Below are 20659 nucleotides of genomic sequence, written 5' to 3'. Positions count from 1 at the left end.
TAGCTGTTTAATACCATTAAAACCGAAAGCGCGCGTTTTTTTAGCACCTTACGCATTGGCCGCTTTCCGCTGGAAAAACATGAAACCTATTATTGCCATCGTCGGACGCCCGAACGTCGGGAAGTCCACCCTCTTCAACAGGCTGGTCGGGCGCCGTAAGGCGATGGTCGACGACATGCCCGGGGTTACCCGGGATCGTAACTACGCCGAAGTGAACCGCTTCGACATCCCCTTCATACTGGTCGACACCGGCGGTTTCGAGCCGGAGACCTCTGACAAGCTTTTGCAGCAGATGCGGGAGCAGTCCCGCTTCGCCATGGAAGAGGCGGACCTGATCCTCTTCATTATGGACGCCCGCGACGGACTCACCCCCGCGGACCGGGACGTCGTGGACATGCTGCGGCGCATCAACAAGCCGGTCTTCCACATCATCAACAAGGTGGACGGCGAGAAGCAGGAGGCGAACGCAGGCGACTTCTACTCCCTCGGCGTCGACCACGTCCACACCATCTCCGCCGAACACAACCGCGGCGTAGGCGACCTGATGGACGAGGTGCTGGCCGCTCTCCCCTACAACCGGGAGCAGGATGAGGACGAGGAGATCACGAGGATCGCCGTGGTGGGGCGCCCGAACGTCGGGAAGTCCACCCTGGTGAATCGTCTCCTGGGATACGAGCGCGTGGTGGCGAACCCCACCGCCGGCACCACGAGGGACGCGGTCGACACCCGCTTCACCGTGAACAAGAAGCCGTACCTCTTGATCGACACCGCCGGCATCCGCCGCAAGGGGAAGACGGTCGAGAAGGTGGAGAAGTACTCGGTCATGGACGCCTTGCGCTCCATCGAGCGGGCGGACGTGGTGCTCATCGTGCTGAACGCCGAGGAAGGGGTCACCGAGCAGGACACGAAGATCGCCGGTTATGCCTACGAGGCGGGACGCGGCTGCATCTTCGTCGTCAACAAGTGGGACACCCTGCAAAAGGACAACTCCAGCATCGGGAAGTTCACAGACGACATCCGCCGTCATTTCAAGTATCTACCCTTCGCACCGATCCTTTTCATCTCGGCGGAAACCGGTCAGCGTACCGGCAAGATCATCACCGAGGTGGACCGGGTCATGGAGCAGTACTGCAAGAGGGTCCCGACCGGCGAGCTGAACCGGATCTTCAACCAGGCCGTGGACGAGAATCACGCACCGCTCGACGGCGGCAGAAGGGTGAAGTTTTACTATGCGACCCAGGTAGGGGTGAAACCTCCTTCCTTTGTCATCTTCACCAACCGCCCGGAGGGGATTCATTTTTCCTATGAGCGGTACATCATGAACCGTTTTAGAGAGGCTTTCTGTTTCGACGGGACTCCATTGAAACTCATTTTCCGTGGCAGAGACAAGAAAGATACCTAAATCATTCTTTACTTGGCCGATACGATGGTTTAGTATGATGCCTATTTTTAATCTACTTCCCACGCACAGCGAGCGGCATCAATGAGTCTAGTCGGCAATTTGGAAGATCTCGGACTTGGCGAGATCCTGCAGATAGTCAGCCTGAGCAGAAGGTCCGGCGTTCTCACCCTGCAAAGCAGGGGACGGGAAGCCCGGGTGCTTTTCCGCAGCGGGCAGGTTATCCGCGCCATCTCGTCGACCTTTCAGCAGAACATTGGCGAGGTGCTGATCCAGCAGGGGGTAATCGACCTCGGCACCTTGAAGCGCGCGCTCAGCATCCAGGCCGACGAGGGATACACGCAACTGCTCGGCGCCATCATGGTGGACCGCTTCAACGTCAGCGCGGACGCCATCGAGACGGTGGTGCGCGAGCAGATCGAGAACGTGGTCTATTCGCTCTTCGCGTGGGCCGAGGGGACCTTCGAGTTCGAACTGCAGGAGATCGGCGAGGGGGACAGTGCCCGGCTCGACCCGGTGCAGTTCATGCTGCAGCAGGGGCTCAACCCGCAATACCTCGCCATGGAAGGGTCGCGCATCATCGACGAGCAGCGCCACCGCGGCGAGTCCGGCGAGGAGCACGATGAGGCCGTGGCGCACGACGAGTCGGTGGACTTCGCCTTCGACCTGCTCCAGGAGCCCGAACCGAGCCCCCCCGCGTCCCCTTTATTCCCCCCTGACGTACCCGCCTTCCAAGAGGAACCGCCCGCAGCGCCTATTCACGCGGCACCCCGCGAGCAAATAACCGCCACCACGGCGGGAAAGCCGCTCGTGCTCGTGGACGACGACCCTGCGACTCTCGCCGCGCTCACCGACCTGCTCACCGCACAGGGGTTCCGGGTGGAGGGGATGGACCGGGGCGAGGATGCCCTCATCCGTGTCGACTCGCTGTACCGTGACGGCGTGCGCCCGACGGTGCTCGTGGACCTGATCATGCCCCGCATGGACGGCACCGGCATCCTGGGCGGGCTGGAGCTTTTGGAGCTCGTGCGCAACAACTTCCCGGAGCTGCCGCTTCTGGGATTCTCCGACTTCCCCAACGACGAGGCGCAGCGCAAGATGCGCACCCTCGGCATCCCGCTGCTTATGAAGCCGTCGAAGGGCGACCTTGACGACGCGCTGGACATCTTCGCGCCCAGGCTGCAAAAGGCGCTGGAAAGTCTGGCCGCCGGGGAGGATGCCGCCTTCACCAGCGTCAACATCGGCGACGAGCTGAGGCTCGAGATGGGGGAGGAGCCGGCGCTTTCTGCGCCGCAGGTGAGCCAGAGCACCGGCATCTCGCAGTTGCGGGGCATGCTCGAGGAGCTCAACAACCCGCAGCTCGGCGGCGGGATCATCCTGCTCGTGCTTCGTTTCGCGGCGGAGTTCGTGAACCGCGCCGTGGTGCTTCTGGTCAAGAAGGAGACCATCCAGGGGCTCGGGCAGTTCGGCCTGCAGGACAGGGACGGGAGCGCCGACGCCAGGGTCAGGTCACTTTCCATACCGAGGGGGGAGCAGTCCCTCTTTACCCAGGTGCTCGAGACCCGTTTCCCCGTGAAAGGGGGAGTGGACGCCTCCGTCTGGAGCCATCACTTCCTTGAACAGCTCGGAGGCGGGCGCCCTGCGGAGTATTTCGTGGGGCCGATCGTGAGTGAAGGGAAGGTCGTAGCGGTCCTCTACGGCGACAATCTGCCGGAGGACAAGCCCGTTGGCGACACTGACTCGCTGGAGATATTCCTGAGTCAGGCGGGCATAGCGATGGAGAAGGCCCTCCTGCAGCGCAGGCTGCAGGAACAGGGACGAGGAGAAATGTGACGTGAAGAGGATACTCATAGCGGAAGATTCCAATACCATGCGTTCCATGCTGGTCTCCACCATAGACGAACTCGAGAAATACACCATCGTCGAGGCGGCGAGCGGGTTCGAGGCGTTGCGGCTTTTGCCGCGCGAGCAGGTGGACCTGATCATCACCGACATCAACATGCCCGACATCAACGGGCTGGAGCTGATCAGCTACGTGCGCAACAACCCGAACTACCAGTCCATCCCGCTCTTCATCGTCTCCACCGAAAGCGGCGAGAAGGACCTGGAGAAGGGGCGCGCGCTCGGGGCGAACGAGTACCTGGTGAAGCCGTTCGACCCGGTGAAGCTGCAGGAACTGGTGCAGAAGTACCTTGGGTGAAACAGGTCCAGAAACAGGTTCTACGTTCTATGTTCTACGTTCTACGTTGAGAAGCATACGTCGAACAGGAACGGGTGCCTGGAAGAGGTCAAAGGGTCAAGATTGGGGTTTAACTTAGAACATAGAACGTAGAACATCTGTCAGAAAAGAGATGCTATGAGCGTTGAGGACAACATAGGGAAGGCTTTGAAGGATTTTCTCGCGGAGGCTGAGGAGATCCTCGACCAGTTGAGTCTCGACCTGGTTTCGCTGAGCGACTGCGCGGATACCGGCGACTGCAATCCGGACCTGGTGAACTCGGTGTTCCGCGGCGCGCACTCCCTGAAGGGGCTCGCGGGGATGTTCGGCCTCTCGGACATCGCGGAACTGGGACACCACCTGGAAAACCTCCTCGACGCCCTGAGGCTCGGCAAGGTGGACCTGGACCAGGCGGTGGTGAGCACCCTCTTCGAGTCGACCGAACTTTTGGCGCAGCTCGTGCGCGGCGCCGGCGAGTCGGGTGGCGAGGGGGCCGACCTCTCGGGGGCGATGAAGCGCATCAACGACTGCCTCACCCGCGGCCCGAAGGGTAACCAGGATTCGCCGCTTGCCCGTCTCAACATCCCCGAGCGGGTCCTCTCCTCGATGACCGAGTACGAGGAACACCGGCTCCTGGAGAACGTGAAGAAGGGACGCAACATCTACTCGATCCGGGTGTCGCTCCTTCTTGCGTCCTTCGACTCCGAGCTCATGGAGCTCACCGAGACGCTGAAGCAGGCGGGCGAGGTCATCAGTACGCTCCCCTCCGCCTCCAGCGGGCTCGACTCAGGCATCGACTTCGAGATCCTCTTCGGCTCGGAGCTCTCCGCCGACGCACTCACCCCGCTCATCGACCGCGAGCACCTGAGCATCACCGTCTTCGGTGACGCGGGCAAAAGCCAGGCCCCGCGCCGCGCGCAGACCCTTGCGGAAGCCGAGGCCGAGGTCGAGACGGAAGCAGCACCTGGGCACGAGGAAGGGGAGTTCCAGCCTCCGGTGCCGGCGGAGACGGCGCTCAGCGCGAAGAGCATGAGCCGCACCGTGCGCGTCGACATCGGGAAGCTCGACCTGCTCATGAACATCGTGGGCGAACTGGTCCTCTCCCACTCCATGATCGCCGACGTCGCCGCCCGCATGCGCCGCGACGGACTCATCGTCCCTTCGCAGGATCTCAACAAGGCCGCCAAGGGGCTCGAGAAGAAGCTCTCCGAGCTGCAGAAGGGGGTCATGGAGATCAGGATGATCCCGGTGGGGCAGCTCTTCGACAAGATGTCCCGCATCATCAGGAAGATCTCCCGCGAGCAGGGGAAGAAGGTCGACCTGAAGCTCTACGGCGCGGACACCGAGCTCGACAAGCTCATCATCGAGGACATCTCCGACCCGGTCATGCACATCGTGAGAAACTCCATCGACCACGGCATCGAGACCCCCGAAGAACGGCTCGCCGCGGGGAAGGACGAAAAGGGAACCATCACCCTATCCTCCTACCAGAAGGGGAACCACGTCGTGATCCAGGTCGATGACGACGGCGGCGGCATCGATGTGTCACGGGTGAAGAAGAAGGCAATCGCGCTCGGCATCATCGACCGCATGGACGAGGTGAACGACCGCGAGGCGCTCGACTTCATCTTCCGCCCCGGTTTCTCCACCACCGACACGGTGAGCGAGATCTCCGGTCGCGGCGTCGGCATGGACGTGGTGCGCACCAACATCGCCGCCCTCTCCGGGCTGATCGACGTGGAGAACTTCCCGGGGCAGGGGGCCCGTTTCGTGATCACCCTCCCCATCACCCTCGCCATCATCAAGGCGCTCATCATCTCCACCGCGGGACGCACCTACGCCCTCCCCATCACCTCGGTTCTCGAAAGCATCATCGTTGAACAGAAGGAGATCAGGACCGTGGAGCGCAAGGAGGTGATCCAGCTGCGCGAGACGACGCTGCCGCTTTTGCGCCTCTCCGAGTTCTTCGAGCTCAAAGGGGGAACACCGGCGCCGGAGAGCTGCTACGTGGTCGTGGTGGGGGTCGCCGAGAAAAGACTCGGGCTCGTGGTCGACGATCTTTTGGGGCAGCAGGACATCGTCATCAAGTCCATCGGCGAGACCTTTGCCGGCTTCCGCGGCATCTCCGGTGCGGCGGACCTTGGAGATCAGCGCACCATCCTGGTGCTTGACGTCGGGGGCGTGATCAGCGAGGCCACCCGGGGGAGCGCCTGATGTACAAGGAGTTTTACGGTCTCATCGAGAAGCCTTTCAGCAAGACCCCTGATCCCCGGTTCCTTTACATGAGTTCCGGCCATCAGGAGGCCCTGGCGCGGCTCGAGTACGCGGTGGAGGAGACCGAGATCGCCCTTCTGACCGGCGACATCGGCTGCGGCAAGACCACGATCTCGCGGGCGCTCATGGACCGCATGGGGGACAGGTACCACTTCCTGTTCGTCTTCAACCCGCGCCTTACCGCGGACGAGCTTTTGCGCGTGATCGCCTCCGGCCTGCAGGTGGATGCGCCATCCTCGCAGAAGGACCAGCTCCTGAAGGAGATCACCACGGCGCTCTACCGTCTGCACGGGGAAGGGCGCATCCCGGTGGTGGTGATCGACGAGGCGCAGATGATTCCGGACCGGGACCTTTTCGACGAGCTGCGCCTGCTTACCAATTTCCAGCTCGACGACCGGAACCTTTTGAGCGTGATCATCATGGGGCAGCCCGAGCTGCGCGAGATGCTCGCCTCGCCGGTCTACGAGCCGTTTCGTCAGCGCATATCGCTCACTTTCCACCTGGCGCCGCTTGGGCTCGAGGAGACGCTCGAGTACCTGGATTTCAGGGTCGTGGCGGCCGGCGGGGAGCCCGGGCTTTTCTCGCCCGATGCGGTGCAGAGGATCTACGAGCTTTCCGGCGGGGTGCCGCGGCGCATCAACGCCGTCGCCACCAACGCGCTCTTGATCGGCTACGGCAGGGATGCCGCCTGGATCGACGCCGCGATCATCGAAGAGACCGCGGCGGAGCTGCTTGCTTAAACGGCGGTTCTAAGTTCTACGTTCTATGTTCTACGTTGACCGCAACGGCGGTAAGGCGCGGGACGGGACGAGGGGCGTGCATTGTAACTTAGAACGTAGAACTTAGAACGTAGAACGGTTGTCGAGGTAGAACGTAGAACGGTTGTCGAGGTCCTATGAATCTTGCAGAGATCAGAAAAAAGGCTTCCCGCGGGGAGGTGCCGAGGACGGCTCAGGAATGGGCGGCGCCTCAGGCTGAGCCCGCGCCGCAACCGGCGCAGGATGCTCCGGCGCAGGATGCTCCGGCGGAGCGCGAGGCGGACGCGTTCGACGAACTCGATTTCGAACCGGCCGCCGTCGACCCCGATCCGCTGCCGCTGGCGTCCCGCCCATGGCAGGCGGAGACGCAGGCTTTCGACGCCTTCGAGGAAGAGCTCGAGGTCTTCGACCCGGCCGCGGTGATCCTTAAGGGGCGGGAGTCGGCCTCCTTCGAACTCGAGGTCTCGCAGCAGGAGGTACTGGACGCGGCCAGCGTGGAGCTTCTCTGCTTCAGGGTGGCAAGCGAGGAGTACGCCATCAGCATCATGGACATAAAGGAGATCATCAAACCGCGCGAGGTGACCGAGGTCCCCAGGGTACCGAGTTTCGTCCGTGGCATCCTCTCCCTGCGCGGCAACATCATACCCGTCTTCGACATAAAGGCGCGCCTCGGCCTCGCCGACGGTGCGGTCTCCGAGCGCGAGCGCATCGTGGTGGTGAAGCGGGAAAACGGCTACGCCGGCGTCCTCGTGGACGAGGTGGTGCAGGTCGTGCGCATCGCCGAAGGTGGTATCGAACCTCCGCCGGTGGTCCTCGAGGGGATCGACCGCGAGTTCGTGCTCGGCATTGGCCGGGTGAGCGGCAGGATGCTCATCCTGCTCGACATGGAAAAGGTACTGGACGTAGGGCTTTTGTAAGAGCCACGGGGCGGCAGGGGGGAAGCATGGAGAAGAACAGGATCCTCGTGGTCGAGGATGAAGAGAGTCTGCTGAAGCTTGAGAGCATCCTCTTCACCTCCAAGGGATATCAGGTGACCGGCGTGCGCGGCGGCAAGGAGGCCCTGGCCTCGATCGCGGAGCAGGCGCCGGACATCATCGTCCTGGACCTCATGCTCCCGGACATGGACGGCTTCGAGGTCTGCCGGCACATAAAGGAAAACGAGGCGACGCGCGCCATCCCGGTGGTGATGCTGACCGCCAAAAAGAGCAGCCGCGACCTGGAGCACGGCAAGCAGGTCGGCGCCAACGCCTACATCACCAAGCCTTTCAAATCGATCAAGGTGCTCGAGGTGATCGAGGAACTGCTCGGCAACCAGCAGGAGAAGGAGGGGCGATGACTGAGGAACTGCAGGAAATCCAGGTCGCCTGCCTGCGCATGGACGACGGGCTCTACGCCGTCGACATCATGCGCATCAGGGAGATCATCAGGGTTCCGAAGCTCGCGCCGCTGCCGAGGGCGCTCCCGTTCGTAGAGGGGGTGATCAACCTGCGCGGTTCGGTGATCCCGGTCGTCGATCTGAGGAAGCGCTTCGGACTTCCCCCCGCGGAAAGCAATGAGACCGCGCGTCTTTTGATCCTCTCCATCTCCGGGCAGCCGCTGGCCCTTATGGTGGATGAGGTCACCGAGATGATCACCATCCCGATGCGGGAGCTGAAGGCGCCGCCGCGCGGCGTGAGGATCGTGGGGAGCGAGTACATGGTGGGGCTTTGCCTGGTGCAGGAAGTGCCGGTGATGCTCTTGAACATAGACGCCCTGCTCACCTTCCAGGAGAAGGCCCAACTGGGCTGCTTCACCCCCCAGGCGGGGACCACTTCTACGACGAAAAAGAGCCAAGCATGCTGATAGTCTGCCCAAACTGCAAGAAGAGATTCGACGTTACCGTTACCGGTCCGGAAGAGGCGAAGAAGCTACGCTGCTCCAGTTGCAAGGCGGTGTTTCGCCTGGTGCGCAAGGGTGAGCGGAGTGCTGCACCGCCGACGGCCGGGCTGAAGGTGGTGGTGGCAAACGAAAGCGCCGCCTTCTGCAAGGCGGTCGAGAAGGTCCTGGCCGCCGAGCCTTTCAAGCTCTTTCTCTGCACTGACGGCAAGGAGGCGCTGGAGACGGTGCAGCGGGAGAAACCGGCGGTGCTTCTTCTCGACGTGGCGCTTCCCACCATGTTCGGATTCGAGGTCTGCGAGCGTGTGCGCCAGGACCCCGCACTTTCCGGCGTGAAGATCGTGCTCATCGCCTCGATTTACGACAAGACCCGCTACAAGCGTTCGCCGAACTCCCTTTACGGCGCCGACGACTACATCGAGAAGCACCATATCCCGGACTCGCTGGTCTCCATGATCTACCGGCTCACCTCCAGCGGGATGCCTCCCGTGGTGCGTCCGACCGAGAGCGAACTTGCTGCGCAGGAGCAAAGCCGCAGCGAGATCAGGCAGTGTGAGGTCGAGGCGACCTCCATGGCCGTGCCGCCCGCTTCCGAAGCGGCCCCGGCCCCCGCTCCCGAGGAAGTCCCGGCTCCCGAGGCAGCACCGATTCCGGTGGAAGTACCTGCCCCGGTTGAGGTCCCCACGCCGGTCGAGGTACCTCAACCGGACGAGATCCCCGTGCCGGTCGAGGTGCCGGCTCCCGTAGAAGCGCCTGTGCTCGAAGCTACCCGTGAAGTGCCGGCGCCCCCGGTTGCTCCCGCGGCACCCGCAGCTTCCCCGGCCCCGGCGCAGCAACTGCCGGAGGAGCAGGTGAAGGCGCGGCGTCTGGCGAGGATCATCGTCTCCGATATCGTCCTCTACAACCAGGCGAAGGTGGAGCAGGGGGTGCGCGAAGGGAGCTTTTACGAGCTTTTAGCCGACGACATCCGCGAAGGGGAGTACCTGTACCAGCAGCGTGTTTCCCAACAGGTGCGTGACACCACCAGCTTCCTGAAGGACGCCTTCGAGGAACTGATCGCGAAAAAACGAGCCGAACTGAACGTCTAGGAGATCACCCTGTCTACCGATCTGCAAGAAATCAACGAGAGACTCGCAGCCCCTGACGAGGAGCAAAGACGGTTTGCCGTCATGGCACTGCGCGGGTGTCCCTTCCCGGAGGCGATGGAACTGCTGTTCCGCGCCATGGCGGACGACAGCTGGCGTGTGCGCAAGGAGGCGGTGAGCGTGGTGCTGCAGGCACAACCTCTTTCCGCCGGGGCGCTCGAGGCTCTCATAGACCTCTTGCGGGCCTCGGACAACGCGGGGTTGCGCAACTCGGCGGTGGAGTCGCTGGAGCGGATCGGGGAGCCCGCTGTTGAAAAGCTCTGTGCTCACCTTGAGGACCCGGACCACGACCTGCGCAAGTTTATCATCGATATCCTCGGCAACATCCGCTGCGCTGCCTGCGTGCCGCTTCTGGTGCGGGCGCTGGACGACGAGGACATGAACGTCAGGGTTGCCGCCGCCGAGAACCTCGGCAAGATCGGCGACCGGAGCGCCCTGCCGCACCTCCTCAAGGTGCTTGACGGCGGCGAGATCTGGTTCAAGTTCACCGTTCTCGATGCGCTTTCCTCGATAGGTATCCCGGTGCCGCTCGCGAAGCTCGAGCCGCTTTTGCAGGAAGGTCTCTTGCGGCGGGCGACCTACGACTGTCTTGCCGTGATCGGCGACGCGAAATGCGTCCCGCTGCTTTTGCAGGGGATGCACGAGAAGGCGAAGAACGCCCGCGATGCGGCCGCCGTAGCCCTCATGCGGATCAGGGGGCGCCTGCCGGTTCAGGAGCGGGAGACGCTGATCGACCTGCAACTCAGGGAGCTTGCCGGCACCCTGGCGGCGAAAAAGCTCATCGACTCGCTGCACGGCGAGGACCCGGTGCTGATCGCCCTGCTGGCGCAGCTTTGCGGCATCATGCGCGACGAGCGCGCGGCGCTTCCCCTGGTGCGGGCCGCCCGTGCCGAGAGGCTGCGCGCTGGGTGCCTGGAGGCACTGCGCTGCATAGGGGAACCGGTGCTGCCGCTGCTTCTCGAGCACTTCCCGGTTGCCGGCTCCAACGAACGGGCGGTGATCGTGCAACTGATCGCGGAAACGGAGCATCACGGTAGCGACGAACTGCTCCTCTCCGCCCTCGAGGACGAAGGCGCGGAGGTCCGTCGCTGCGCCGCCCTCGCCGTGGGACGTCTCGCGCCTGCGGGCGCGGCACCGCGCGTGGCAGCGCTTCTTGACGATGACGACCCACAGGTGCGGGAGGGTGCGCTCGATGCGGTACAGCGTCTGGCCGCCGCCGACCGCGACGGGGTCTGCGCCATCTGCTCCAAGCTTCTGCGCAGCCGCGACGAGCGCAAAAGGCGGGACGCCGCGGTCATCCTCGGCGCGCTCTCCGATGGTGAGCGGCTCGCCCTGCTCGTGAAGGACGAGGACGCCACGGTGCGCCGCGCCGCGGTTGCCTCGCTTGCGCGGGTGGAATCGCCACAGGCGCCTGCGGCGCTTGTCCTTTCTCTCTCTGATGAGGAACCGGAGGTGCGCATCGCTGCCGCCCAGGCCCTTGCGGAACGCGGCGGCCGCGACGTTCTGGCACCCCTTTGCCTTGCGCTGAACGACCCGGACCCCTGGGTGCAGACCGCGGCGCTCAAGGGGCTTGCCGGGCTTGGGGACGCCGAGGCGCTTCCCGGCGTCATGGCGCTTTTGGATAAGGCCCAGGGGCAGGTGTTGATCGCGGCGCTCAACACGGTTGCGGTACTAGGCGGAGCCAAGGCGCTCGCCCCGGTGCAAAAGGCGCTCAGTCACAGCGACGAGGAAGTGGTCGAGGCCGCCATCGGGATCCTCTCCGGCTTCGGCACCGAGTGGATAGGCGAGCATCGCGAGGAGCTCTTGGGGCACCCGCACTGGATGGTGCGGCGCTCCTTCGTGCGCGCCGTGGCGCAGCTTAAGGGGGCTGAGTCCCTGGCCGTTCTGGATCAGGCGCTTGCCCGTGAATCGGACCCGCTGGTGAAGAGCGAGATCGCCGAACTCATCGACAGGCTGCGCTAATGCCATATTTCGAACCGGAACTGCAACTGACGGAAGAGGAATTCCGCCTGATCAGGGACCTGATCTACAACCACTGCGGCCTCTTTTTCGACGACGACAGCAAGTACCTGCTCGACCGTCGTCTGTCGCAGAGGGTGTTCCATCACAACCTGTCCGGCTTCCGCGAGTACTACCAGTTCCTGAAGTACGATCGCAGGAAGGAAGATGAGATCGCCGACATCATGGATCTCCTCACCACGAACGAGACCTACTTCTTCCGTGAGGCCTTCCAGCTAAGCGCCTTCACCGACGAGATCGTGCCTGAGCTTTTGAAGCTGAAGCAGCGCGAGCGCACTTTGCGCATCTGGAGTGCCGGCTGCTCCACCGGGGAGGAACCCTACACCATCGCGATGCTCCTCCTCGAGATGGGGCTTCATGGGTGGCGCATCGAGATCGTCGGCTCGGACATAAGCCACCGCGTGGTGCAGCAGGCCCGCAAGGGAGTCTACACGAAGTCCTCGTTCCGTGCGACCGAGGAGCACTACCTGAAGCGCTTCTTCACGGAGACCGACGAGGGGTACCGCATCTGTGACGAGGTCCGGGAGCTGGTCACCATCAGCCAGATGAACCTCTTCGACGCCAACCGTCTGGCGCTTCTGGGGAAGATGGACGTGATCTTCTGTCGTAACGTGATCATCTACTTCGACCAGAGTTCCAAGAAACGGGTGATCGAATCTTTCTACAATACGTTGCGCGGCGGCGGGTACCTCCTGCTGGGGCACTCGGAGTCGCTCATGAACATATCGACCGCATTCGCACTGAAGCACTTGAAAAATGACATGGTCTATCAGAAGACGGATACGAACAGCGTCGGAGTGGCCTCGTGAAAAAGATACGTGTAGTAGTCGTCGACGATTCGGCCTATAATCGCCGCGCCATCACCAGGATGCTGGAGGAACTCCCGGGCGTCCAGGTGGTGGGATACGCCACAAACGGCGAGGAGGGGATTCGCAGGGTCATCGACCTCACCCCGGACCTGGTGACGCTGGACCTCGAGATGCCGCGCATGGACGGTTTCACCATGCTCCGCATCCTTATGGCGAGTACGCCGGTCCCGGTGATCGTGATCAGTTCCACCTCCGGTGACGAGAAGGTCTTCAAGGCGCTCGAGCTTGGCGCCGTGGATTTCATCGCCAAGCCGACCAGTGTCATCTCGGACGAACTTTTGAAGATCCAGCAGGACCTGCACCAGAAGGTCCAGGCGGTCTTCAAGCTGAACATGGCACGGGTGCAGAAGCGGGTCGAACCGGCCCCTCCCGCTCCCGAGGTAACCGTTCCCGCGGTAGCCGCCGGGGCGAACAGCAGCGTGGATATCGTTGCCATCGGCTCCTCCACCGGAGGTCCGCCGGCGCTGCAGCGCATCTTCGCCTCGTTCAGGGAGGCGCCTCCCTTCGCCATGGTCGTCTCCCAGCACATGCCGGCCGGTTTCACCACCGCCTTCGCCGAGAGACTGAACCGCAGCAGCGGCTTCGATGTGCGCGAGGCGAAGGATGGCGACGAGGTGCTCCCCGGGCGTGCGCTCATCGCGCCGGGCGGGAGAAACCTCATTTTCGAGAGGTCTGGGGACAAGATCGTCGCCAGGGTCGTTCCTCCCGGGCTCAAGGACAGGTACGTACCGTCGGTGGACGTGATGTTCCGCTCCTGTGCCGAACTCTACCTCAACCGGATGCTCGCCGTCGTGCTGACCGGGATGGGGAACGACGGCGCCGCCGGGGTGCGCGAGGCCAAGAAGGCGGGCGCCCAGGTCATCGCGGAATCCGAGGAGTCCGCCGTGGTCTTCGGCATGCCGCGTGAGGCGATAGCGACGGGAGTCGTGGACAGGGTGGTGCCCATGGATGCCATGGTGCGGGAGATAGTGCTTCGTTGCGGCCTCGTGCCGCGATTTGGTTGATCAAAAGACGATGTAAGCCGGGGTGCGCATGCAAAAGGACGATGAACGTTTGGTTCATAGCAGGGGCGAAGAGTTCCTGCAGGTTTTCAAGAAGGGAGCGGAGTTCACCCAGGATCTGCTCCGGGAGAACGAGCGCCTGAGGTTCCGGCTGCTGGAGCTGGAGAATGGCCAGCCTTCGGGCGAAGCCGCGCCGGCTGCCGAGCTCACCAAGCTGAGCGAGCGGATCGCGGACCTGGAAAGGGAGAAGCAGGAGATCCTGGACCGGATCAAGCAGGTCGAGGAGGAGAACCAGGACTTCGCCGCGCGCTACATCGAGATAGAGGACGAGAACAACAACCTCGCCAACCTCTACATCGCGAGCTACCAGCTCCACTCCACGCTCGACTTCAAGGAAGTGCTCCAGATCATCACCGAGATCATCATCAACCTGATCGGTGCCGAGGAGTTCGCCATCCTTCTTCTGGACGAGAAGAGCGACGAACTGCAGGCGGTCTCCACCGAGGGGGTGGACCGGAGCGAAATCCCGGTGGTGCGCCTGGGCAAGGGGATCATCGGGGGGGTGGCGCAGTCCGGTGAGAGTCACTTCGCCGCCGACTGCGACGCCTACGAGCGCGACTTCAACGCCCCGATGGTCTGCATACCGCTCAAGATCAAGGAGCACGTCATCGGCGTTCTTGCGATCTACAAGCTGTTGATGCAGAAAACGGAGTTCGCCGCGGTCGATTACGAGCTCTTCACGCTGCTCGCCGGGCATGCCGCGACCGCGATCTTCAGTTCGCGTCTTTACAACGACTCGGAGCGGAAGTTGTCGACCATTCAGGGGTTCATTGATCTCTTGACGAAATAACAGATGTTGTAATGGGGGATAAAGTTCAGATGTCAGATTACAACGTATTGATAGTCGAAGATTCACCCACCATGAGGCAGCTGATCGCTTTTGCGCTGAAGCGTATCAGGGGGGTGCGCATCGTCGAGGCCAACGACGGGGTCGACGGTCTGAAGAAGCTTTCCTCGGAGCGTTTCGACCTGATTCTCACCGACATCAACATGCCCATCATGGACGGGCTGAAGCTGGTGAGCCTGGTGCGTAACGACGCCAACTACAAGGCGATCCCGATCGTAGTCATCACCACCGAAGGGGCCCAGGAAGACCGCGAGCGCGCCCTGGCCCTCGGTGCGAACGACTACATCACCAAGCCGATCCAGCCGACGAAGATCCTCGACGTCGCCAAGGGGCTGCTCAGGATCGTCTAGGAAGTGCTCGAACCGGGGGGCGTCCGGAGAGGCGTGCCCCGTGCCGGTCGTCCTATAGGTTTCGCAGGCCTCGGGTTCCATGATTCCAAGGACTCCCATTATTCCCATGGTTCCCATGAGTCCTACCATGGTCCCCATGAGCCTTAAAGGCTCCTTTTTTCAAAATTCCCCGCAGCCATCATCGCTGCATACCAAATAAATTGCGCGTCCCCTTGAGGGGGGCGCTGGAAGGTGGGCTTCAAATGGAAGAGAAATACGTCCCCTCGGCGGTCGAGGGCAAATGGCAGCAGTTCTGGGCAACGCACAACAGCTTCGAGGCGACCGAAGACGCGAACCGCAAGAAGTACTACCTCCTGGAGATGTTCCCTTATCCCTCCGGTAAGATCCACATGGGTCACGTGAGGAACTACTCCATCGGCGACGTCATCGCGCGCTTCAAGCGCATGCAGGGTTACAACGTGCTGCACCCGATGGGTTGGGATGCCTTCGGCATGCCGGCCGAGAACGCGGCCATCCAGAACAAGAGCCATCCCGCCAAGTGGACCTACGAGAACATCGCCTACATGCGCGGGCAGCTGAAGCGCTTGGGGCTCTCCTACGACTGGGAGCGCGAGCTCGCGACCTGCGACCTCGACTACTACAAGTGGGAGCAGAAGATCTTCCTCGCGATGTACAAGAAGGGGCTCGCCTACAAGAAGTCCTCCGCCGTCAACTGGTGCCCTAAATGCGAGACCGTGCTCGCCAACGAGCAGGTCGAGGACGGCTGCTGCTGGCGCTGCGACTCGCTGGTCGAGCAGAAGGAACTGGAGCAGTGGTCCTTCAGGATCACCAACTACGCCCAGGAACTTCTGGACGATACCTACAAGCTGACCGGCTGGCCCGAGCGCGTCCTCACCATGCAGAGGAACTGGATCGGCCGCTCGGTAGGCTGCGAGATCGAGTTCCCGCTGGAGAACGGGCTCTCCAAGATCAAGGTCTTCACCACCAGGCCGGACACCCTCTTCGGTGCCACCTTCATGTCGCTTGCCGCCGAGCACCCTATGGCGCTTGAGCTCACAAGCGACGCGCAGCGTTCCGCAGTCGAGGCCTTCATCGACAAGGTGAAGAAGATCGACCGCATCAAGCGCTCCGACGAGGACCAGGAGAAGGAAGGCGTCTTCACCGGATCTTACTGCGTGAATCCGCTCACCAACGTGAAGATGCCGATCTACCTCGCCAACTTCGTCCTCATGGGCTACGGTACCGGCGCGGTCATGGCGGTGCCTACCCACGACCAGCGCGACTTCGAGTTCGCCAAGAAATACGACCTGCCGCTCAAGGTGGTGATCCAGCCGGAAGGGGAGACCCTGGACGCCGCGACCATGACCGAGGCGTACACCGACGAGGGGACCATGGTCAACTCGGGGCGCTTCGACGGCATGGGCAACGGCGACGCCAAGGAGGCCATCGCCGACTTCCTCGAAAAGGAAAGTATCGGCAAGAAGACGGTCAACTACCGCCTGCGCGACTGGGGCATCTCCCGCCAGCGTTACTGGGGGAACCCGATCCCGGTGATCAACTGCGACCTCTGCGGCGTGGTGCCGGTCCCGGAGACGGACCTGCCGGTCGTGCTCCCGATGGACGCCGAGTTCACCGGCGAGGGGGGGAACCCGCTCGCGCGCGTCGACAGCTTCACCAACTGCACCTGCCCGCAGTGCGGCGAGGCGGCCCGCCGCGAAACCGACACCATGGACACCTTCGTGCAGTCCTCCTGGTACTTCCTGCGTTACTGCTCGCCGAAATTCACCGCAGGTCCGCTGGACCGCGAGAAGGTCGAGCACTGGATGCCGGTGGACCAGTACATCGGCGGCATCGAGCACGCCGTTTTGCACCTGCTCTACGCCCGCTTCTTCACCAAGGTGCTGAGGGACCTTGGCTACTGCAACGTGGACGAGCCGTTCTCCAACCTTTTGACCCAGGGGATGGTGATCAAGGACGGCGCCAAGATGTCCAAATCCAAAGGGAACGTCGTCGACCCTAACGCCCTCATCGAGCGCTACGGGGCCGACACGGCGCGCCTCTTCTCTCTCTTCGCGGCACCGCCGGAGAAGGACCTCGACTGGAGCGACCAGGGTGTCGACGGCAGCTACCGCTTCCTGAACCGCGTCTGGCGCCTGGTCTTCGACGTCCTGCCGGCGATCAAAGGGGCCGGTGCCGTCAAGGCAGACGCACTTTCCGCGGAAGGGAAGAAGCTGCGCCGTGCGGTGCACAAGACCATCAAGAAGGTCTCCGAGGACATCGAGGAGCGTTTCCACTTCAACACCGCCATCGCTGCGGTCATGGAGCTGGTGAACTCCATCCAGGGCTTCGCCGCCAAAGACGCCCCGGAGAACGTCGCCGTGGTGCGCGAGGCAGCCGAGTCGGTTATCCGTCTGCTCGCCCCCTTTGTGCCGCATTTCGCTGAAGAACTCTGGGCTGAACTCGGCCACGAGGTCGGGCTCGAAGCGTCCGGCTGGCCAAGCTATGACGCCGACGCCGTGGTGGACGAGGAGATCACCGTCGTCGTCCAGGTGAACGGCAAGCTAAGAAGCAAGCTGACCGTCGCCCCGGACGCCAAGGAAGAGGACGTGCGCACCGCCGCCCTCGCCGACGAGAAGATCAAACCGTACCTGGAAGGGAAGGAGATCAAGAAAGTCGTCTACGTTCCGGGCAAGCTGGTCAGCGTGGTGGTCGCCTAGGGCGCGGGGAAAAGTACCATGTCATCGCGCAGACTACTTTGCCGCATCGGCGCGGCGCTTCTCGTGGTCGCTGCCCTCAGCGGCTGCGGCTACCGCCCCGTTGTCCAACACGGCCCGCTGGCGCAGGGGGGCGGCGTCAACGTCGTCCTCTTCGCCAACAAGAGCTACCGTGCCGGTGTGGAAGCGGTTCTTGGTCGTCAAATGATCGATGAATTCGCGCTTCGTACCGGCGGACGCGTCCTCCCCGCCGACCGTGCCGATTTCGAGCTCAGCGGCACCGTAGTCTCCTACGGCACGACGCCCGTCTCCTACACCGCGGCGGACGCGATAAAGGAGTATCGGGCGGTCCTTACCGTGCAGGTCGTGCTGCGTGAGCAACGCTCGCAAAAGGTGCTCTGGAAGGGGGATCTCTCCGAACAGCAGGTCTACCCGGTGAACGCGGACATCGCACTGCAGCAAAATGCCGAGGATGCCGCGATAGAAAAGGTGTGCCGTCGTCTCTCCGAGCGGGTGTGGCAGCAGATCAGCCAGCGTTTCTAGTCCGTTCAGCGCGGTTCGCAAACCACAACGCCGCCCATTCAGCATAAGGCTGGTGGGCGGCTTTTTTCGCATGAGGTGTTCATGAAACCGGAAGAGTTCAACAGGGCCGTGGAGAAAGGGGAGCTCGCTTCCCTGTACCTTTTGTACGGCGACGAGCCGTACCTGGTCGAGCGTGCCGTGAAGAAACTCATGGATCGCGCCGTAGATCCTGGGTTCCGCGACTTCAACCTGAACGTCTTCTACGGCAACGAATGCAAGGGGGATGAGGTGTTCAGCGCGGCACAGACCCTCCCGATGTTCGCCGAACGACGCGTCGTCCTGGTGAAGAAGGGGGGAGATCTCTCCGCCGCCGCCATGGAGGTCCTGCTCCCCTATTTGCAGGACCCGTCACCCGGCACCTGTCTCATCCTGCAGGCTGAGAAGGTCGACGGCCGCAAGAAGTTCTACGCCGAGTTCAAGAAGCGCGGTGAGGCTGTGGAATTCAAGCGCCCCTACGAGAACCAGCTGGGCCCCTACGTGCGCGACGAGGTGCGTGCCGCCGGCAAGAAGATCGAGTCCGCAGCCGCCGAACTTCTCGCCTACCTCGTAGGAAACAACCTGCAGGAACTTGTCTCCCAGATCGAGAAGCTCTGCATCTACTGCGGCAAGAACGAGACGGTGACCATTGCCGATGTGAGAACCATCGTCTCGGACACCAAGGTCGAGAGCGTCTTCGAGTTCACCGACGCGCTGGGCTCCAAGGAGCTTCCCCGTGCGCTCAAGCTGCTGACCTCCCTGTTCCAGGATGGCGAGGCGCCGTTGCGCGTCCTGGGTGCCGTTGCACGGCATTACCGCCAGCTCTGGCAGGTACGCGAGCTCATGGACCGGAGGGTGCCGCAGTCCGAGCTGGCCAAGGCCTCCGGGATCAACCCGTATTTTCTCGGCAAGGTGACCGCGCAGGCGAAGAACTACACGGCCGCTGAGCTGAAGCGGATCTTCGAGCAGATGTTGGAGCTGGATGTAGCCTTCAAGTCAGGCGGACTGGAAGAGCCGCTCTTCGAGCGCTTCGTAATGGAAGCATGCCGGCGGCCGGAAGGCAGGCGCTAAGAAGGCTGTTGTAAAGAAGGCAGGCGCAGATGAAGGCAGAGGCGTTTTAACTCCCTCCCCTGGAGGGGGAGGGCTGGGGAGGGGGAAGTCTAACCGGACCCTTGGTGTGGTGATCTAGTAGAGGTAGAGCCGGAGGGCCCGTCGCCGCCGGTGGTACAAACTAGAAAAGGGAATACCCGAGTGGGCATTCCCTTTTTGCTTTTATCGATCCGTTACCGGTTAGGCCAAGGTGTTGACCAGTTTGGTGAGACGGGAGACGTTCCTGGAAGCGTTGGAGGAGTGGATGATCCCCTTGGTTGCAGCGCCGTCGATGACCGGGATAGCCGCAGCCAGAGCAGCCTTTGCCGCATCCTGATCCTTGGTAGCAACCGCTTCGCGGACGCGCTTTATGAAAGTACGGAGAGTAGAACGCTCGTGCTTGTTGCGCTCGGTCCTCTTAGCCGTCTGCTTGATCCTCTTGATTGCCGATTTATGATTTGCCAAACTGCACCTCCAGTATTTTAAAAAATGTAGCTTTTTGGTTTTTGGAAAGAGGAGTTTTATAGCACCGAGGGCGCAGTGTGTCAAGCACAAAACCGCCCGCTGTGGGAAAAAAGATCCTCAGCGCGAACAGGGCACACTACCATTGTTTCAGCTGCAACGCCAGCAAAAAGAACCGATAGCAACATTTTGTTGCACCCCCATCCTTCCCATTCCTTCCGATTCCCGCAGCCCGCAGCCCGCAACCCGCAGCGCCACCATGTTCGCTGCGAGCCCACCTCCACTTGACATTCATCTTCTTGAATACTATGCTGCGTCAGCCAAAGAACCAACGACCCCGGAGGCAAAGCCATGCAAAACGACAACAAGCGGGATTTCGATGCCGTAGCTGAAAAATGGGACGAGGAACCCCGCCGTCTGAAGCTCGCCCAAGAGGTGGTGGCGGCCATGCGCCGGGAACTTCCCCTCACTTCCTCCATGCAAGCCCTTGACTACGGTTGCGGCAGCGGGCTGGTCACGCTGGGGCTGCAGCCCTCGGTAGGCCGGATCACCGGCGCCGACAGCTCCAAGGGTATGCTGGAGGTTCTGCAGCGGAAGATCAAAGAGCGGGGGCTCTCCAACGTTTCCACCATGCTGCTGGACCTGGAACACCAGGAACTGGGGGAAAGCTACGATCTGATCGTGAGCAGCATGACACTGCACCACGTGCAGGACGTGGCGAGCCTGATCAACTCTCTCGCCCAATCCCTAAACCCTGGCGGGTGGCTCGCCCTGGCCGATCTCGAGAGCGAGGACGGCACCTTTCACGACGACCCGAAGGGAGTGCTGCACCACGGTTTCTCCAGGGAGTTTCTCGCCGAGGCATTCTCTCGATGCGGCCTTACCGACGTCCGGGTGGTGACCGCCACCACGGTAGACAAAAAACGTGAAAACGGAGCGGTAGTCCCCTATCCGGTGCTGCTCTGCCTGGGACGCAAATAGCCTGCTTATCTACACGCTGAGGGCCCGCGCGCTCATAACC

The 20659-nt window shown here is 62.3% G+C and carries 19 protein-coding genes; 18 read left to right on the top strand and 1 reads right to left on the bottom strand.

Annotated features, from left to right (window positions below; genetic code table 11):
- Positions 1-79 precede the first annotated feature (79 nt).
- The 17 genes from der to holA all read left to right on the top strand — a co-directional run bounded on the left by der (position 80) and on the right by holA (position 19158).
- A complete protein-coding gene (gene der, locus E4633_RS00190; protein WP_135868275.1) occupies positions 80-1402 on the top strand; it encodes a ribosome biogenesis GTPase Der in 1323 nt (440 codons plus the stop codon).
- Positions 1403-1483: 81 nt separating this feature from the next.
- On the top strand, positions 1484-3232 hold the full coding sequence (locus E4633_RS00185; RefSeq protein ID WP_135868274.1) for a response regulator: 1749 nt from the start codon (positions 1484-1486) through the stop codon (positions 3230-3232).
- Position 3233: 1 nt separating this feature from the next.
- The gene (locus tag E4633_RS00180; RefSeq protein WP_129127121.1) at positions 3234-3599 is read left to right on the top strand and encodes a response regulator; all 366 of its coding nucleotides are present in this window, start codon (positions 3234-3236) and stop codon (positions 3597-3599) included.
- A gap of 156 nt (positions 3600-3755) precedes the next feature.
- Positions 3756-5831 carry a chemotaxis protein CheA gene (locus E4633_RS00175; protein ID WP_135868273.1) on the top strand — a complete coding sequence of 692 codons (2076 nt, stop codon included), beginning with the start codon at positions 3756-3758 and terminating at the stop codon, positions 5829-5831.
- Positions 5831-6631, top strand: coding sequence for an ExeA family protein (locus E4633_RS00170; RefSeq protein WP_135868272.1), 801 nt, complete (start codon positions 5831-5833; stop codon positions 6629-6631). The genes E4633_RS00175 and E4633_RS00170 overlap by 1 nt, the downstream gene beginning before the upstream one ends.
- A gap of 155 nt (positions 6632-6786) precedes the next feature.
- On the top strand, positions 6787-7566 hold the full coding sequence (locus E4633_RS20850; protein ID WP_135868271.1) for a chemotaxis protein CheW: 780 nt from the start codon (positions 6787-6789) through the stop codon (positions 7564-7566).
- Positions 7567-7592: 26 nt separating this feature from the next.
- On the top strand, positions 7593-7985 hold the full coding sequence (locus E4633_RS00160; RefSeq protein ID WP_135868270.1) for a response regulator transcription factor: 393 nt from the start codon (positions 7593-7595) through the stop codon (positions 7983-7985).
- Entirely contained in the window at positions 7982-8491 is a 510-nt protein-coding gene (locus E4633_RS00155; RefSeq protein ID WP_135868269.1) for a chemotaxis protein CheW, read from the top strand. The genes E4633_RS00160 and E4633_RS00155 overlap by 4 nt, the downstream gene beginning before the upstream one ends.
- Positions 8485-9612 carry a response regulator gene (locus tag E4633_RS00150; protein WP_135868268.1) on the top strand — a complete coding sequence of 376 codons (1128 nt, stop codon included), beginning with the start codon at positions 8485-8487 and terminating at the stop codon, positions 9610-9612. Before E4633_RS00155 ends, E4633_RS00150 begins: the two co-directional genes overlap by 7 nt.
- 81 nt (positions 9613-9693) lie before the next feature.
- Positions 9694-11631, top strand: coding sequence for a HEAT repeat domain-containing protein (locus tag E4633_RS00145; protein WP_135868267.1), 1938 nt, complete (start codon positions 9694-9696; stop codon positions 11629-11631).
- Complete coding sequence (locus E4633_RS00140; RefSeq protein ID WP_135868266.1) at positions 11631-12497, top strand: CheR family methyltransferase; 867 nt, start codon at positions 11631-11633, stop codon at positions 12495-12497. The genes E4633_RS00145 and E4633_RS00140 overlap by 1 nt, the downstream gene beginning before the upstream one ends.
- Positions 12494-13561, top strand: coding sequence for a protein-glutamate methylesterase/protein-glutamine glutaminase (locus E4633_RS00135; RefSeq protein ID WP_135868265.1), 1068 nt, complete (start codon positions 12494-12496; stop codon positions 13559-13561). Before E4633_RS00140 ends, E4633_RS00135 begins: the two co-directional genes overlap by 4 nt.
- Before the next feature lie 28 nt (positions 13562-13589).
- Positions 13590-14408 (top strand): GAF domain-containing protein, encoded by an 819-nt coding sequence (locus tag E4633_RS00130; RefSeq protein WP_135868264.1) that lies wholly within the window; start codon positions 13590-13592, stop codon positions 14406-14408.
- A 29-nt stretch (positions 14409-14437) separates the two neighbouring features.
- Positions 14438-14815: a response regulator gene (locus E4633_RS00125; RefSeq protein WP_129127110.1), complete on the top strand. Its 378-nt coding sequence runs from the start codon at positions 14438-14440 to the stop codon at positions 14813-14815.
- 242 nt (positions 14816-15057) lie between these two features.
- A complete protein-coding gene (leuS, locus tag E4633_RS00120; RefSeq protein ID WP_135868263.1) occupies positions 15058-17532 on the top strand; it encodes a leucine--tRNA ligase in 2475 nt (824 codons plus the stop codon).
- Between the two features lie 18 nt (positions 17533-17550).
- Positions 17551-18072 carry an LptE family protein gene (gene lptE / locus E4633_RS00115; RefSeq protein ID WP_135868262.1) on the top strand — a complete coding sequence of 174 codons (522 nt, stop codon included), beginning with the start codon at positions 17551-17553 and terminating at the stop codon, positions 18070-18072.
- A gap of 81 nt (positions 18073-18153) precedes the next feature.
- Positions 18154-19158 carry a DNA polymerase III subunit delta gene (gene holA, locus E4633_RS00110; protein WP_135868261.1) on the top strand — a complete coding sequence of 335 codons (1005 nt, stop codon included), beginning with the start codon at positions 18154-18156 and terminating at the stop codon, positions 19156-19158.
- 219 nt (positions 19159-19377) lie between these two features.
- Here the strand turns inward: holA and rpsT are convergent, their stop codons facing one another.
- Entirely contained in the window at positions 19378-19641 is a 264-nt protein-coding gene (rpsT, locus tag E4633_RS00105) for a 30S ribosomal protein S20 (RefSeq protein ID WP_135868260.1), read from the bottom strand.
- A gap of 348 nt (positions 19642-19989) precedes the next feature.
- On the opposite strand from rpsT, the gene E4633_RS00100 reads away from it, so the two are divergent.
- Positions 19990-20619, top strand: coding sequence for a class I SAM-dependent DNA methyltransferase (locus tag E4633_RS00100; protein ID WP_135868259.1), 630 nt, complete (start codon positions 19990-19992; stop codon positions 20617-20619).
- The last annotated feature ends 40 nt before the right edge of the window (positions 20620-20659 follow it).

This window comes from Geomonas terrae (genome assembly GCF_004791675.1).
Taxonomy (GTDB): Bacteria; Desulfobacterota; Desulfuromonadia; order Geobacterales; family Geobacteraceae; genus Geomonas; species Geomonas edaphica.
The sequence above is the reverse complement of the archived record's forward strand: the minus strand, read 5'-3'. Positions and strand labels throughout refer to the sequence as shown.

Excerpts from the sequence above, each read along its gene's own strand:
- leuS (WP_135868263.1), top strand. The coding sequence starts at position 15,058 with ATGGAAGAGAAATACGTCCCCTCGGCGGTCGAGGGCAAATGGCAGCAG.
- E4633_RS00140 (WP_135868266.1), top strand. The coding sequence starts at position 11,631 with ATGCCATATTTCGAACCGGAACTGCAACTGACGGAAGAGGAATTCCGC.
- E4633_RS00125 (WP_129127110.1), top strand. The coding sequence starts at position 14,438 with ATGTCAGATTACAACGTATTGATAGTCGAAGATTCACCCACCATGAGG.
- lptE (WP_135868262.1), top strand. The coding sequence starts at position 17,551 with ATGTCATCGCGCAGACTACTTTGCCGCATCGGCGCGGCGCTTCTCGTG.
- E4633_RS00185 (WP_135868274.1), top strand. The coding sequence starts at position 1,484 with ATGAGTCTAGTCGGCAATTTGGAAGATCTCGGACTTGGCGAGATCCTG.
- E4633_RS00155 (WP_135868269.1), top strand. The coding sequence starts at position 7,982 with ATGACTGAGGAACTGCAGGAAATCCAGGTCGCCTGCCTGCGCATGGAC.
- der (WP_135868275.1), top strand. The coding sequence starts at position 80 with ATGAAACCTATTATTGCCATCGTCGGACGCCCGAACGTCGGGAAGTCC.
- E4633_RS00100 (WP_135868259.1), top strand. The coding sequence starts at position 19,990 with ATGCAAAACGACAACAAGCGGGATTTCGATGCCGTAGCTGAAAAATGG.
- E4633_RS00175 (WP_135868273.1), top strand. The coding sequence starts at position 3,756 with ATGAGCGTTGAGGACAACATAGGGAAGGCTTTGAAGGATTTTCTCGCG.
- E4633_RS00170 (WP_135868272.1), top strand. The coding sequence starts at position 5,831 with ATGTACAAGGAGTTTTACGGTCTCATCGAGAAGCCTTTCAGCAAGACC.
- E4633_RS00130 (WP_135868264.1), top strand. The coding sequence starts at position 13,590 with ATGCAAAAGGACGATGAACGTTTGGTTCATAGCAGGGGCGAAGAGTTC.
- E4633_RS00150 (WP_135868268.1), top strand. The coding sequence starts at position 8,485 with ATGCTGATAGTCTGCCCAAACTGCAAGAAGAGATTCGACGTTACCGTT.
- holA (WP_135868261.1), top strand. The coding sequence starts at position 18,154 with ATGAAACCGGAAGAGTTCAACAGGGCCGTGGAGAAAGGGGAGCTCGCT.
- E4633_RS00160 (WP_135868270.1), top strand. The coding sequence starts at position 7,593 with ATGGAGAAGAACAGGATCCTCGTGGTCGAGGATGAAGAGAGTCTGCTG.
- E4633_RS20850 (WP_135868271.1), top strand. The coding sequence starts at position 6,787 with ATGAATCTTGCAGAGATCAGAAAAAAGGCTTCCCGCGGGGAGGTGCCG.
- E4633_RS00145 (WP_135868267.1), top strand. The coding sequence starts at position 9,694 with ATGGCACTGCGCGGGTGTCCCTTCCCGGAGGCGATGGAACTGCTGTTC.